The sequence below is a fragment of the Marivirga sp. genome, from assembly GCF_024636815.1.
GTDB lineage: Bacteria > Bacteroidota > Bacteroidia > Cytophagales > Cyclobacteriaceae > Marivirga.
In genome coordinates, this window is the sequence record NZ_JAGXGF010000181.1 from 1 (window position 1) to 12,476 (window position 12,476).

The 12,476-nt window shown below is 35.1% G+C and carries 13 protein-coding genes; 3 read left to right on the forward strand and 10 right to left on the reverse strand.

The annotated features are described in order from the left end of the window. Nucleotides 1–497: 497 nt before the first annotated feature. From Q0L29_RS13225 to Q0L29_RS13250, 6 genes are read right to left on the reverse strand one after another with little or no spacing between them, the layout of a single operon-like run. Entirely contained in the window at nt 498–1,283 is a 786-nt protein-coding gene (locus tag Q0L29_RS13225; protein WP_296622398.1) for a Rossmann-like and DUF2520 domain-containing protein, read from the reverse strand. Continuing rightward, nucleotides 1,280–3,811 carry a cytochrome c biogenesis protein CcsA gene (gene ccsA, locus Q0L29_RS13230; RefSeq protein WP_296622399.1) on the reverse strand — a complete coding sequence of 844 codons (2,532 nt, stop codon included), beginning with the start codon at nt 3,809–3,811 and terminating at the stop codon, nt 1,280–1,282. The genes Q0L29_RS13225 and ccsA (Q0L29_RS13230) overlap by 4 nt, the downstream gene beginning before the upstream one ends. A gap of 15 nt (nt 3,812–3,826) precedes the next feature. Next, nucleotides 3,827–4,228, reverse strand: coding sequence for a cytochrome c maturation protein CcmE (locus Q0L29_RS13235; RefSeq protein ID WP_296622401.1), 402 nt, complete (start codon nt 4,226–4,228; stop codon nt 3,827–3,829). A 50-nt stretch (nt 4,229–4,278) separates the two neighbouring features. Then, nucleotides 4,279–4,533: a CcmD family protein gene (locus Q0L29_RS13240; RefSeq protein ID WP_296622402.1), complete on the reverse strand. Its 255-nt coding sequence runs from the start codon at nt 4,531–4,533 to the stop codon at nt 4,279–4,281. Then, complete coding sequence (gene ccsA, locus Q0L29_RS13245; RefSeq protein ID WP_296622404.1) at nt 4,520–5,185, reverse strand: cytochrome c biogenesis protein CcsA; 666 nt, start codon at nt 5,183–5,185, stop codon at nt 4,520–4,522. The genes Q0L29_RS13240 and ccsA (Q0L29_RS13245) overlap by 14 nt, the downstream gene beginning before the upstream one ends. A gap of 3 nt (nt 5,186–5,188) precedes the next feature. Next, nucleotides 5,189–5,854 carry a heme exporter protein CcmB gene (locus Q0L29_RS13250; protein ID WP_296622405.1) on the reverse strand — a complete coding sequence of 222 codons (666 nt, stop codon included), beginning with the start codon at nt 5,852–5,854 and terminating at the stop codon, nt 5,189–5,191. A gap of 79 nt (nt 5,855–5,933) precedes the next feature. On the opposite strand from Q0L29_RS13250, the gene rfbC reads away from it, so the two are divergent. Next, the gene (rfbC, locus tag Q0L29_RS13255; protein WP_296622406.1) at nt 5,934–6,485 is read left to right on the forward strand and encodes a dTDP-4-dehydrorhamnose 3,5-epimerase; all 552 of its coding nucleotides are present in this window, start codon (nt 5,934–5,936) and stop codon (nt 6,483–6,485) included. On the opposite strand, the gene Q0L29_RS13260 is transcribed toward rfbC, so the two are convergent. Further along, nucleotides 6,453–7,532: a hypothetical protein gene (locus tag Q0L29_RS13260; RefSeq protein WP_296622407.1), complete on the reverse strand. Its 1,080-nt coding sequence runs from the start codon at nt 7,530–7,532 to the stop codon at nt 6,453–6,455. The two genes, rfbC and Q0L29_RS13260, sit on opposite strands and share 33 nt — an antisense overlap. A gap of 116 nt (nt 7,533–7,648) precedes the next feature. Here Q0L29_RS13260 and rfbB point away from each other — a divergent pair, with 116 nt between their 5' ends. Beyond that, nucleotides 7,649–8,707, forward strand: a complete 1,059-nt coding sequence (gene rfbB, locus Q0L29_RS13265; protein ID WP_296622412.1) for a dTDP-glucose 4,6-dehydratase — start codon at nt 7,649–7,651, stop codon at nt 8,705–8,707. A 303-nt stretch (nt 8,708–9,010) separates the two neighbouring features. Beyond that, entirely contained in the window at nt 9,011–9,883 is an 873-nt protein-coding gene (gene rfbA / locus Q0L29_RS13270; protein WP_296622408.1) for a glucose-1-phosphate thymidylyltransferase RfbA, read from the forward strand. Nucleotides 9,884–9,949: 66 nt separating this feature from the next. Here rfbA and mnmD read toward each other — a convergent pair whose 3' ends face one another. The 3 genes from mnmD to Q0L29_RS13285 are packed head-to-tail and all read right to left on the reverse strand — an operon-like array spanning nt 9,950 to nt 12,371. Next, nucleotides 9,950–10,630 (reverse strand): tRNA (5-methylaminomethyl-2-thiouridine)(34)-methyltransferase MnmD, encoded by a 681-nt coding sequence (gene mnmD / locus Q0L29_RS13275; protein ID WP_296622409.1) that lies wholly within the window; start codon nt 10,628–10,630, stop codon nt 9,950–9,952. Between the two features lie 2 nt (nt 10,631–10,632). After that, nucleotides 10,633–11,136: a 2-C-methyl-D-erythritol 2,4-cyclodiphosphate synthase gene (gene ispF / locus Q0L29_RS13280; RefSeq protein WP_296622410.1), complete on the reverse strand. Its 504-nt coding sequence runs from the start codon at nt 11,134–11,136 to the stop codon at nt 10,633–10,635. Further along, nucleotides 11,133–12,371: a pitrilysin family protein gene (locus Q0L29_RS13285; RefSeq protein ID WP_296622411.1), complete on the reverse strand. Its 1,239-nt coding sequence runs from the start codon at nt 12,369–12,371 to the stop codon at nt 11,133–11,135. Before Q0L29_RS13285 ends, ispF begins: the two co-directional genes overlap by 4 nt. Nucleotides 12,372–12,476: the final 105 nt, after the last annotated feature.

The following is a 12,476-nucleotide window of genomic DNA, read 5'->3' on the forward strand; positions in this document are numbered from 1 at the left end:
CCCTCTAACAAAAATAGTGCAGTGAGGTATTGACTGAACACTATAATTAGCAGATTTTGAATACGAATCAGCTTCACAAAACCTGGAAATGAAAAGTTTTTAGGCAACTGCTGTGTCATTTTAAAGCTTCAACTGATATTGATTTAAATTTCACCAATCCATTGCGTTTGTCCTAATAGGGCGTCTTTTATTTTCTGAAAATTATTTGGTTTTCAATGTCGGATACACATTCCCATCACAGAACAAAAGGTATCCAAAGGCTACTATTACTTTAACCACAAAGTGACACAGAGGCATTCACAAAGGTCACTAAATTAACCATGTAAAGCTTCATTTTATTGCTATGACTGTTCCTAACCTAATCAAGAATCAAACATACGAGAATACAATAGAAAATAACCTCGGTTATTTTTACCTCTGTGAATCTTTGTGAAAATCTTAGTGTCTTAGTGGTTAAAGTAAAATAACCTTGGTTATTTTTCAAAATGGTACAATTTTCACTGATTATCCAAAATATTCTGGCTAATCAATCTATAAATTTCCTGTACATTCTCATCACTTTGGAGCATTTCCATATGATTATCCAAAGTTTCCAAATCACCTCTTTTAGCGGGGCCTGTTTGCACTGATTTAGGAGAATGCTTTAAGGCTTTTTCAATCGTTTCCAAAACCAACGGATGAAGAAGAGAGAAATCCAATTGAGCATTTTTCATGATTTTCTCTGAAATGCTCATCATGTGGTTTGTGAAATTGCAAGCAAATACTGCGGCCAAATGCATCTGTTTTCTCTGAGCAGTGGAGACAATTTGAATATCCTTACTTAATGATTTAGCAAGATTATTTAAAATTTTTAATGCTTCCTTGTTTTCACTTTCCAAAAGAAATGGAATTTTCTCAAAATCAAGTTTTTTACTTTTGGAGAAAGTCTGTAAGGGGTAGAAAACTCCAGTTGCAGCAGCTGAGGAATACTCCATCACATCTAATCCCTTACTTCCTGAAGTATGCACCATTAGGCTTTGTTCAGGCAGCTTGATTTCCTGTGCAATACTTTGGATTGCATCATCTGGAACTGCTAAAATGAAAATTTGTGATGGACTATCTGAAAAGTCTAAGCTATCTTTAATTTTAGCATTGTATAGATTACCCACCAACTTCTTAGCAGATTTTCCATCAGGCGTGTAGACTTCATTTACAAAATGTCCAACGTTTTCAAGAGCAGGAGCCAAATGCCAGGCTACATTTCCTGCTCCTATAAAACTGATATGGTAAGCTGCATTTTTCACTCTAAGCCTTTACGCTTCATTTTATAAAACTCTGAATATCTTCTAAAAATCGCCATTCCAAAACCAAAAGTCAACACCAAAGTACCTATCCAAAGTAGGTTTATCAATGGTTTTTCTAATGCTTTTAGTATGATATAATCCTTCTGAGTTGTTCTTACTGAAAGCGTAAAAGTATTGGACTCAGGTTTGATATTTTCAATATTCAACTTCACACCAATCTCCCTGTTTTCATCAGGAATTCTACCAGCCATATTATCCCGGATTAAGTAATATGGGTTTAAGATATAATCTTCTCCATCTCCATAAACTTTTATCGTAGCTCTTACTGCTAAATCCTCCCCTTTCAGTTTTTCGCCTTCTATTTCATCTACTCTTTTAACATCTTCCAAAACGGTGACAAAATCGTTCAAGAAAAACTTCTCTCCAAAGGTAACATCCATAGTTTTTGGCTCTGACCATTCAATCTCTTGAGTTGGGTCAGGAACGGAAGAAACGTGAGTGTATAAATCTTTAGTAAGAGTTCTTTTGATGTCAGGGGAAGAGATCAAGCCACCCATGTCAGCATTAATCTGAGCACGAGGGAAAAGTGAAAATTTATCTCCATCTGCATGCAAATAATCTACTTTATAATAGTGATTAGCTCCATAAACCTTTAGCGTGTCTCCAGCCTTTAAGCTTTCATCATCTCTTTGGATTTCTCTTCTAACAATTTTTGAATTTTCATCCTTTGTATCTTCTAAATAAGAAGCTTTCACATATCCCCCATCATAGCTTTCATAAAATCGCCCTTTATAGGTTAGCGTATATTCTCCCATGGTCTGAGGGTCATTAATGAAAAGCGGAATGTTTTCCTGATTAAAGTTATCCTCTACTTCTTCCGAATTGGTCAGCAATAACCCTGTTTCATTCAAGGAAATCGTTCTTGAATAACCAGTGGAAAATAGGATTCCTAAAAGCATCATACCCAAACCAATATGTGCAATGGCACCACCGGAAAGCTTGTAATTGCTTTTAATAATTTTGAAAAATATTTTAGTATTTGCTACTATGGTATAAACCGATGCAATCACTAAAATAATATAATGAATATTGCTCATTCCCGCTAAAACAATAATTAATGCAGAGATAGCTAAAGTGATCAGAATTGGAAATAAAAGTGATTCTTTTACTTCTGATTTCTTCATTTTTTGCCACCAGAAGAATTGTCCTGTTCCAGATAAAATAGCTAGTCCTACTGCAAACCACATTTGCCATTTGGTATAGAACTCAATCTGATCAGCCGGAGGAGCTAAGTTTGATATCCCCCCAAAGGATTGTATAATAGAATTATAAACTGGAATAGAAGTCGGTAGTAAAATTTGAAATCCCATTAAGCAAAGCAAAGTCGCACCCATGAAAATCCAGAATTCTCTGGAATAGGTAGAAACCTCTTTCTCTGTGGATGGAATATGCTTCCAACGAACTACCGCTAGTACAATAGAAACAATTAAAAAGCTTAATAAGTATAATAACAATTGACCTGATAAGCCTAAATCAGTAAAGGAGTGAACAGATGATTCTCCCAGGACTCCACTTCTTACCATGAAGGTGGCATATAAAACCATTAGGAAAACCGAAAGCACTAAAATGATAGAAGCTTTCAAAGCAGTTTCACTCTTTTTATAGGTGATCATGGTGTGGATACTCGCCACCAAAACCAGCCAAGGTACTAAAGAAGCATTTTCAACTGGATCCCAGTTCCAAAACCCTTCAAAATTCAATGTTTCATAAGCCCAATAACCTCCCATTAAAATCCCCACTCCTAAGATAGAAGCAGAAAACAATGCCCAAGGCAAAGCAGGTCTAACCCATCCTTTAAAATCTTTTTTCCATAATCCTCCAATTGCATAGGCAAAAGGAATCAAAGTGGTAGCATATCCTAAGAATAAAACTGGCGGGTGAATGACCATCCAGTAGTTTTGCAATAATGGATTCAATCCCGTTCCGTCTTCGGGAACGTAATTTGGATTGATATTGAAGATTGGAGCATCCATTGCCTCTCGTAATAAAATGAATGGAGAACTCCCGATTTTGAAGTCGCCTATCACCACTCCCAAAATCATAGAAGAAAGGAATGCCTGAACTACTGCAAAGCTTAGCATTACAGATGGTGCCCATTTTTTATTGGTCAATAAAATGATAAAACCTAAAAGTACATTCCAGAATAACCACAATAAGAAACTTCCTTCCTGACCTTCCCAAAAAGAGGAAATGATATATTCCACTGGAAGGGCTCTAGATGAGTGACTCCATGCGTAGAAGTACTCATAGTAATGATTAGAAATGATCGTGAAAAGTGTAATGACAATGCCAAAAACAGCTAATCCGTGGAGTAAAAATGTAATTTGCCCGTTTTTTAACCAGCCTTTTTGCAATTCGGGCAATGGACTTTTTTCTGCTTTGTAGAAATTGAATATGGAAATGAGGGCAGTTACAAAGCTTATAATCACAAAAAGGTGACCAATGTCACCTATTGTAGTATGTATCATATTTTTGGAATCAAATTAAATAACAGTTTCTTCTTGATATTTTGACGGGCATTTCATTAAAATCTTATCAGCTATGAAAGTACCTTTTTGGAATGAACCAATTACAACCACTTGCTCGGAGCGTTTAAAATCTGCTGGCATAGGCTCATTGTAAAATACTTCTTGTTCCATTCCATTTTCATCTACCATCATAAAAGTGAATGATAATTTGTCTTCAGAAGGATTTAAACCAACGATTTCACCTTCTGCACTTTTCTTCAATTCACCTACCACATGGATTTTTGTATTATTACCATCCAATGCCATATCATGGGCATCATTAAATGTAACATAGGAGCTTGCATCACCTGCGGTGGAAACAATCATCATAATAGCTGCTGCTATTATAACTATACCAAAAATATAAGACTTCTTCATAACTAAAATTTATTCTCCGAATGGAACAAAGGTACTACCCAAAAAATTCTTTATTCTCTCTCTTTTAAGGATTTTTCTAATTTTTTTACTTTTCGCTCTGTCATTACTGTGTAAAGTGTGAAACCAATAAAAAGGGTAACGATAATGGCAACCAGAACATAGATTTTTCCATCGGCTCTCATAGCATCTGCCATTTCAATTCTATCATTGGCATAGTCTTCCTCTACTATTTCAGTTTTCTGAGCAGAAAGCCCTAAACTCATCATCAGTAGAGAAAAAACCAAAATATATTTAATCTTCTTCATCAATTTTTGATTTTATAAATGATAATCTAATTCTTAATTCTGTAAGCCAAACCCCCATTAAAGTCCATCCGATTACGGCTGGATAAAATACCATTCTTAATCTGCCATCCAATTCATATGCATTGAAGCCTGGATTACCTCCGTTGCCGGGATGTAAAGAATCCGTTAATCTTGGTAAAATAAATAATAATGGAATTAGTGTGGCGTATGCAAAGATATTATATACCGCACCGATTTTAGCTTTTTGCTGTGGGTCGGTAATGGAATTTCTTAAAAGGATGTAGGCAAAATAAATCAGCATTCCGATTGCCGAGGCATTTTGCTTTGGGTCACCGCTCCAAGGCGCTCCCCAGGTATAGTTTGCCCAAATCATGCCTGTTACCAATCCTAAAACCCCAAAAAGAATGGAAGTATTGACCAATTCAATAGCGTAAGTGTCAAATTTTTGATTGCCTGTTCTTAGATAACGAATCGAGAAAATAACGGAAGCAGTTAACATAATCACCATTCCGAACCACATTGGCACATGAAAATGCATGGCACGAATGGTTTCATTTAAAATTGCTAGTCGGGGCGCATCCAACAATAATCCGGCTATGAGTGTGTAGAACACCAGCGCAACTCCTATTATTTTCCACCAAGTTTTTCTCATTTTCTAATTTCTCCAGATAAAAGGAAATAAAATATATGCCGTAGTAATAACAATTGCATCTACGGATATTAAAGTAAACAGTTTGTCGTTCATTAAGCCAATTTCCATCCCGTCTATTGCATTTTTTGACAGCCTTACTGACATCAATAAAATAGGTAATAAAATCGGAAAACTTAGTACCGCCATCAGTGCTGTACTGTTATTAGCTTTGGAAACAATTCCCGAAACTAAAGTCAAAACACCTGAAAACCCGATAGAGGCAAAAAGTATTGTTAAAAGGAAATAAATATAATTCGAAACAGGATTTCCCAAAATGAGCGCATAGACTGAAAAACCAATTAAAGCAATCAAGACCGAAAGCAATACATTGAAAATAAGTTTTCCGCTCAGGATAACTTGCGGTTTACATAATGTGTAATAATATAACATCCTGCCTTCGCCTTCTTGTAAAAAACTTTTGGCTACTCCATTGATATTGGCAAAAACGATGATAATCCAAAAAAGCGCATTCCATGTTACGGTTTGCATCTGGCCACTTTTTACATTAAAGCTAAGGTAACAGATGAAAATTGTACTCACTAAATAGAGCAATATTCCATTGAAAGCGGTTTTATTCCGCCATTCTAATTTCACTTCTTTTTCAAAAATGGATACTACCTGTTTTATCACATTGCAAATTTAATAGATAAAGGCTAATAAGACATGGTAAATACCGAATGTTGTGTGTAATTTGCATAAAAACTATAACATGAATATTACACGAACCGAATTTGACGATTTATATATCATAAAACCTACTATTTTTGAAGATGCCAGAGGCTATTTTTTTGAAAGTTTTCACCAAAAGAAATTTGAGGATGCTACGGGAATTGAATGTGAATTCGTTCAAGACAATCAATCACGCTCAGTTTATGGTGTAATCCGCGGATTACATATGCAAGTTCCTCCAATGTCGCAATCCAAATTAGTAAGAGTTTTAAAAGGTGAGGTTTTGGATATTGCGATTGATTTAAGAAAAGATAAACCTACTTTTGGTAAATCCTTCTCCATTCACCTTTCTGCAGAGAATAAACATCAATTATACATCCCAAGGGGCTTTGCGCATGGAATTGCGGTTATAAGTGATGAAGCTGAATTCTTTTATAAATGCGATAATTATTACAGCCCGGAAAATGAAAGAGGCATCATGTATGATGACGCCTCCTTAAATATTGATTGGGAAATTGAAGTTGAAAAAAGAATTATTTCAGAAAAAGATGGAAAAAACCTAGCTTTTTCTAGCTTCAACTCTCCTTTTTAATCCATCCTTAGCTTCTCTAGTTTTTTGTTCTATTTTATCTAAATAATGTAGAAATAAGCTAATGATAATAATTATAGCAGCCATTCCTAATCCAATTAGCCCGCCATAGAAACCTAGTTTTATTAAACCAGGGCTAGCTGGTTGGGAGTAAACTGTGAAACCATCGATTAATTCGAATTGTGGTGTTAAATAAAGCTCTCTCTCAATTTCAAGCTTTTTCTCATATGCTCGTCTTGATTCGTTAAAAACGGATATTGGATTAGTGGTTTGTTCATCGGCCAGTATCACGTTATTTGAACCGTCCCTATCTCTCTCACCTACCATTCTAAAGTTTTTAAACAGGATTTCTTTTAAACTATCCAATTCTGCTAATTCTTCACTAATGTTTTGGCTTTCAAGTTTTAGGTTTGTTTCCTGTATTTCGAGTCTTTTCTGAACGAAAGGATTATTTCTAAAATAATCTAAGAGTGGCTCTTCTAATTCATTTATTGCTGTATTGTCATAAACTTCAACAAAAATCCGGTAGGTGGACTTGTTATCCATACTCAATCTTTCTACAAAACGATTGATAATAGCCTCATCTTCTATTTCGGATCGTAATTGTTCTTTGAATAATTCTAGCTCAATTATTTCTGCTTCGGAAACGAAAGGTTCATAACCAAAGCTTACAATATTATTAGCTAGAGCAGTGTCAATTTTTAATGTTTTTGCTAATTGCTCACGATTATCTTCTTCAGTTAATGAATCTAGTTTATTTATGGAGCTTTCCATTAAACGCCCACTTAAGTAAGTAGATCTCAATAAAATGGAGCTTTTAAAAACATCTGGAGTAACGAAATGAGCAACTATTCCTAAAATCCCACCAACAAGGCCTAGTATGAATATTAACTTAATATTCTTTAAAATGGCATTTTTTATTCCAACAATGAATAAAATGAAGTTGAAGAATATATTGCTGAAAAAATTGCCGATAGCGGAGAACAATTCTCTCAAATCAATTTCATCTGAGCTGTTATTTGGTTTTTGGTTTTTATCTACCTCTGACATATTTGTTAAAAATTTTTACAAATAAACGGAAGTTTTGAATACTATTGAAATAAAAAGTGATATGAATCCTTTATTCTGTTAGACAATCGTTATTTTTGAGTGAACTAAATAAATAAATTTTGAAAACTATATTAATTACCGGAGGTGCGGGCTTTATAGGCTCACATGTAGTCCGATTATTTGTCAACCAATATCCTAATTATAAAATTGTTAACCTGGACGCCCTAACTTATGCAGGGAATTTAGAAAATCTCAAGGATGTAGAGGATAAGCCTAATTATATATTTGAAAAAGGTGATATAATAGATGAAAAATTCATATTCAATCTTTTTGAAAAATACAACTTTGATGGAGTGATCCATCTAGCAGCTGAGTCTCATGTAGATAGATCGATCAGCAACCCACTTGAATTTTTAAAAACTAATATATTTGGCACGGTAATTTTGCTGAATGCGGCTAAAGAAAGCTGGAAAGACAATTTTGAAGGTAAGCGTTTTTATCATGTTTCCACAGATGAAGTCTATGGATCCGTTGATGATGGAGGGTTTTTTACTGAAGAAACTTCTTATGATCCCCAGTCACCTTATTCAGCTTCCAAAGCTGGCTCAGATCATTTTGTTAGGGCTTATGCTAATACTTACGGACTTCCTATTGTGATCAGCAATTGCTCCAATAATTACGGGCCTAACCAATTTCCTGAAAAGCTGATACCTCTTTTTATTAATAATATCAGAAACAACAAGCCTCTTCCAGTATATGGTAAGGGTGAAAATATTAGAGATTGGCTTTATGTAATCGATCATGCTATTGCAATTGACATGGTATATCATAAAGGCCAAAACAAAGAGACTTACAATATTGGAGGTTTTAATGAATGGAAAAACCTGGATTTGATTAAGGTCATGTGCAAGGTAATGGATGAGAAGTTGGGAAGGGAAGAAAGAACTTCCGAAAAACTGATCACCTATGTGAAAGATCGAGCCGGTCATGATTTAAGATATGCAATAGATGCCAACAAAATTATGAACGAACTGGGATGGAAACCAAGCCTCCAATTTGAGGAAGGGATTTCCAAAACAATTGATTGGTATCTAGAGAATGAAGAATGGCTCAAAAATGTCACCTCTGGAGCATATCAGCAATATTATGATGAGATGTATGAAAAAAGAGACTAGAACCTAGATTCTAGAATTAAGACCTTGCAATCTTTGAACTGAACTTCAAAGGAGTTAACAGGAGGTTTGTTATATAGTAAACTAAAAAATAACTAGTATAGACGCTAAAAATATTTGGGATGAAGCGAATATTCCAAGCCAAAGTAATCTGAAAATCTAGACAATTGAAATTAAGTCTAAATTATTCATCTCTAAGAGTATAATTTTCGTGAAACCAAGATATAGTAAAGAGTTTTAAATTAAAGTCAAAGCTTTACAAAATCAATCTAGACTCTAGGTTCTAGAATCTAAAAATCTAACAAAATGAAAGGAATAATATTAGCAGGAGGATCAGGAACGAGATTACATCCTTTAACAATTGCGTTGAGCAAACAACTTATGCCGGTTTACGATAAGCCCATGATTTATTATCCGCTCTCAACCTTAATGTTAGCTGGAATTAAGGACATATTGATTATATCTACTCCCGAGCATACGGGGCTTTTTAAGCAATTATTGGGAGACGGTTCTCAACTTGGCTGTAATTTCGAATATGCCATTCAGGAAAAACCGGAAGGTTTAGCTCAGGCATTTATTATTGGGGAAGATTTTGTAGGGGATGATGATGTAGCCTTGATATTAGGAGATAACATTTTCTATGGCTCAGGTATGTCTACTTTACTGCAATCTAATAGCAAGCCAGAAGGCGGAATAGTTTATGCCTATCATGTACATGATCCTGAGCGATACGGAGTGGTAGAGTTTAATGAAGAGGGCAAAGCCATTTCAATAGAAGAGAAGCCTGAAAACCCAAAATCATCTTTTGCGGTGCCGGGTATTTATTTTTATGATAATAGGGTAATTGATATCGCCAAAAACATAAAGCCTAGCCATAGAGGAGAATTGGAAATCACGGATGTCAACAAAAAATATCTTGAAGAAGGGAAATTAAAAGTTAGTGTACTTAACCGAGGAACCGCCTGGTTGGATACTGGAACTTTCTCATCCTTAATGCAAGCATCAGAATTTGTGAGGGTAATAGAAGAAAGACAAGGACTGAAAATCGGCTGTATAGAAGAAGTAGCTTTCCGAATGGGTTTTATTGAAAAAGCACAATTACAAAAACTAGCAGAGCCTCTTGTGAAAAGTGGTTATGGAGAATATTTGATGAGGTTAATTAAACAATCAAAAAAATGATTTTGGACAGGTCATGATGAATCATGGCCTGTCAATTTGATTACCATTTTATTTAAGTCTAATTTTTCAGTTCACAATCCCCCTCACCATTTCCTTCTTCCCCGGAGGTCCTGGCAAAGTTTCCACTTCAAAACCTAGGGCTTTTAAATCTCTTTTTAATTGCCCCTTTGCGCTGTAAGTAGTGAAAACACCCCCTTCTTTCAATAAGTTAAAGCATTTCTGCAATAAATCAGCTGTCCATAATTCTGCTTGCTTACTTGGGGCAAAGGCATCAAAAAATAAGACATCAAATCGCTGTTCAATTTGAAATTCCTCTAGTTTGCTCTTGGTTTTATGAATAGAGAAAAACGGATTAATTTCGATTTTTTCTTCCCATTCACTGCTATGTAATTGCTTAAAAACTGTTTTTAAATCTTCCTGCCCAATTGAAGTAGCATAATTTAATTGATCTATAATTTCCATATCCAATGGAAATGGTTCAATAGTAGTAAAATTGATTCTTACTTCATTATCCATTGCAAATTGAGCTGCTAGCAAAGCATTCAAACCCGTGCCAAAACCCACTTCGAAAATATCAACTTGCTTTGGTAAACCAGATTTAGTCCTCCAAAAACGCAATCCTTTTTCAATAAAAACATGAATAGACTCTTGCAAAGCACCATGAAAAGAGTGGTAAGTTTCCTTTAATCCTTCATGATAAAGTGAATGAGAGCCGTCTTCAGTTATGATAATTTTAACCTTGTCCATGATTATTGATCTAAATCACTTTGATGTTCCACTTTATAAATCAATGCTACTGCATGCGCATCTATCCCCTCTTCTCTGCCTACAAATCCCAGTTTTTCAGTAGTAGTAGCTTTCAAAGACAAATCTTCCTCACTTATCTTCATCACTTTGGATAAAACAGCCACCATTTCAGGAATCAACGGATTGATTTTTGGTTTTTGCAAACCGACTGTTACATCCAGGTTTCCAATTTCGTATCCCTTTTTCCGAATTAAAGCGACAGTTCTTTCCAGAAGTATTTTGCTGTCTATTCTTTTGTATTGAGGGTCTTGGTCTGAGAAATGAAAACCAATATCTCGTAAATTTGCTGCGCCTAATAAGGCATCACAAATCACGTGAATCAAAACATCCGCATCGGAATGCCCAACTCCTCCTTTATGATAGTCCAGTTTTATACCTCCTAACCAGAATTCTTCTCCTTCTGCAAGGCGGTGCACATCATAACCATATCCTATTCTGAAATTCATTTCTTTGCTTTATAATAGATAGTGGAACAATTTTCGTCTTTTAATATTTCATTTGATGACTCATGGATGTCTTTCGTACTTACTGCTTTAATTAAATCAATTTCTTCATTTACCAAATTAGGATTTCCCATAGCAGCACCAAAAGCAATAGACATAGCTCTATTTAAAATATCTACTTCTCCATATACTGTAGAGGAAATGGCTTGATTTTTTACCTTTTCCAGTTCTTTATTGGCAACTTCTTCCGCTTGTAATTCTTTTATGATTTGCTGAACAGCTTTATCTCCATTTTCCAGGCTTATTCCTGAAGAAACCTGACCGCTAATTACCAATAAACCAGGATCAACTGAACCAGTTACATAAGCAGCCAAACTAGAAAAAACTCCAGTTTCTTTTACTAATTTTTTGTATAGTCTACTTGATTTTCCTCTGCCCAAAATATCACTCATTAAATCTGTAGCGTAATATTTTTCCTCTGTTTTTGCAGGCATATGGTAGGCTTTATATAAGGCATCCACAGGCACATCCGCTTCAATTTCCAGAAACTTAGCCTTTTCCTGTTGAGGTTCTTTAGGTAATTTTCTTTCTCGTTTTTCTCCTGAAGGAATTTCACCAAACCATTTGTCAGCTAAATCTTTTATTTGCTCAGTCTCAACGTTTCCAGCCACTACTAAATAGGCATTATTAGGTCTGTAATGAGTGAAGAAAAAATCTTTCACATCATCCATTGTGGCATTCTCAATATGCGAGATCTCTTTCCCTATTGTAGCCCACTGATAAGGATGCTTTTCATAAGCTAAAGGTCTCATTTTTAACCATAAATCGCCATAAGGTTGATTTAAATAACGTTGTTTAAATTCTTCAATTACTACACTTCTTTGAACCTCTAGAACTTTTGGATCAAAAGAAAGAGATAGCATTCTGTCAGATTCCAACCAAAATGCAGTTTCAATATTTTGAGCAGGAAGGGTAACGTAATAATTCGTCACATCCGGGCTTGTAAAAGCATTATTTTCCCCACCTACTCTTTGAAGCGGCTCATCATAATTAGGAATATTTTTAGAGCCACCGAACATTAAGTGTTCAAAAAGATGGGCAAAACCAGTTTTGTCAGGCTTCTCATCTCTCGAACCTACATCGTAGAGTAGGTTAACAATGGCTAAAGGTGTATTTTTGTCTTCATGAACATACACATTCAGACCATTATCAAGCGTAAAAGAATTATATTTTATCATAAGCTAATGAGTGAATCAAAAATAAAAAATATAATGGCTTTTGCAGATAAGACCATTACTTTAAATTTGTCGGATAATAGTTTCCGATTTTTTAAGGAAACCCAA

Coding starts and splice junctions, on each gene's coding strand:
- ccsA (WP_296622399.1), bottom strand. CDS start 3,811: ATGATACATACTACAATAGGTGACATTGGTCACCTTTTTGTGATTATA.
- Q0L29_RS13235 (WP_296622401.1), bottom strand. CDS start 4,228: ATGAAGAAGTCTTATATTTTTGGTATAGTTATAATAGCAGCAGCTATT.
- Q0L29_RS13240 (WP_296622402.1), bottom strand. CDS start 4,533: ATGAAGAAGATTAAATATATTTTGGTTTTTTCTCTACTGATGATGAGT.
- ccsA (WP_296622404.1), bottom strand. CDS start 5,185: ATGAGAAAAACTTGGTGGAAAATAATAGGAGTTGCGCTGGTGTTCTAC.
- rfbC (WP_296622406.1), top strand. CDS start 5,934: ATGAATATTACACGAACCGAATTTGACGATTTATATATCATAAAACCT.
- Q0L29_RS13260 (WP_296622407.1), bottom strand. CDS start 7,532: ATGTCAGAGGTAGATAAAAACCAAAAACCAAATAACAGCTCAGATGAA.
- rfbA (WP_296622408.1), top strand. CDS start 9,011: ATGAAAGGAATAATATTAGCAGGAGGATCAGGAACGAGATTACATCCT.
- mnmD (WP_296622409.1), bottom strand. CDS start 10,630: ATGGACAAGGTTAAAATTATCATAACTGAAGACGGCTCTCATTCACTT.
- ispF (WP_296622410.1), bottom strand. CDS start 11,136: ATGAATTTCAGAATAGGATATGGTTATGATGTGCACCGCCTTGCAGAA.
- Q0L29_RS13285 (WP_296622411.1), bottom strand. CDS start 12,371: ATGATAAAATATAATTCTTTTACGCTTGATAATGGTCTGAATGTGTAT.